This window comes from Pseudomonas sp. P5_A12 (assembly GCF_056400685.1).
On the sequence record NZ_JBFUKU010000547.1, the window covers coordinates 1 to 1,700 of the forward strand.

General features: G+C 57.8%; 1 protein-coding gene. It reads left to right on the forward strand.

What is annotated here, in order from left to right; translation table 11 throughout:
• The coding region (locus AC1DSG_RS30970) for an efflux RND transporter permease subunit (RefSeq protein ID WP_477794268.1) at window positions 1-1,415 on the forward strand (1,415 nt) is incomplete at its 5' end.
• Between the last annotated feature and the right edge of the window lie 285 nt (window positions 1,416-1,700).

Below are 1,700 nucleotides of genomic sequence, written 5' to 3' on the forward strand. Positions count from 1 at the left end.
GCCCGGAGGTGCTTGTAGAAATTCAGATGCCCTACGGCTCCTCCATTGCCCAAACCAGCGTCGCCACTGCAGAAGTGGAAGCTTGGCTGGCAGAGCAAAAAGAAGCCAGGATCGTCACAGCCTACATGGGTCAGGGCGCGCCACGCTTCTACATGGCAATGGGGCCGGAATTGCCTGACCCGTCATTCGCCAAGATCGTGATTCGTACTGACAACGAGCAAGAGCGTGAGGCGTTGAAGCATCGGTTGCGGGAGGCGATTTCCGAGGGCTTGGCTCCACAGGCAAGGGTGCGAGTCACGCAACTTGTATTCGGCCCTTATTCGCCATTCCCGGTTGCATACCGGATTACCGGGCCAGATCTGGCTAAGTTGCGTGAGATTGCCGCTGAGGTGCAGCAAGTCATGGTTGCCAACCCGATGATGCGCACAGTCAATAGTGACTGGGGCGCACGCACACTTGCTCTGCACTTCACCTTGCAGCAGGATCGCTTGCAAGCCTTTGGACTCACCTCCAGCGCGGTTGGGCAACAATTGCAGTTTCTGTTGAGCGGCGTGCCGGTGACCGCCGTGCGAGAGGACATCCGCACGGTGCAAGTGGTGGCCCGCTCGGCAGGAGGCAATCGCTTCGATCCGGCAATGGTCATGAACTTCACGCTGGCTGGTGCAAACGGGCAACGCATCCCGCTGTCGCAACTCGGCGAGGTTGATGTCCGCATGGAAGAGCCTGTCATGCGTCGGCGCGACCGGGTGCCAACGATCACTGTGCGTGGCGATATCGCCGAAGGTCAGCAGCCGCCAGACGTATCAACGAGGATTTCCGAACAGTTACAGCCTGTCATTGAGAAGCTGCCGAAGGGCTATCGCATCGAGCAAGCGGGTTCGATCGAGGAGTCCGGTAAAGCGACGGAAGCGATGTTGCCGCTTTTTCCAATTATGTTGGCGATCACCCTGATAATTCTCGTTCTGCAGGTTCGCTCGATATCTGCAATGGTCATGGTTTTCCTGACCAGTCCGCTGGGACTGATCGGTGTAGTCCCGACGCTGATTCTTTTTCAGCAGCCATTTGGCATCAATGCGTTGGTAGGACTGATTGCACTGTCGGGCATCCTAATGCGCAATACACTAATTCTGATTGGGCAGATTCATCAAAACGAGCGGGCGGGACTGGAACCGTTTCATGCAGTAGTCGAAGCGACCCTGCAGCGTGCTAGGCCGGTGATCCTGACCGCACTGGCGGCGATTCTGGCCTTTATCCCGCTGACTCATTCGGTGTTCTGGGGAACGCTTGCCTACACGCTGATCGGAGGAACGTTGGCGGGTACGGTACTGACTCTGGTGTTCCTGCCGGCTATGTATTCCATTTGGTTCAGGATCAAGCCTGTCAGTAGCCTCGCCCTTATAGCGCAGCCCGCATAAACCGGAAGGTGCGGCGGGCCGATCCCGCCGCACTGACTTTGACCCTATAGCGAAACTCCATCGGCAACGGCGCGATCTCTTCGACGACTTGCTGATGGGTACCTGAAACCGGTTCAAGTCTGGGCAGCCGTCGTTCCACTGCACCAGGCCTCGCCCCCGCCCCCGAGCGCCACCTTCGCTCTTTGAGCGCGCGCCCTGGCCAACTTCAGCGAGTCCTGGCTGACCAAGTGAKTTTGGTTTGAGTACAAAAGGGCCCGAGAGGGCCTTTTTTGGATGCGTTATCAG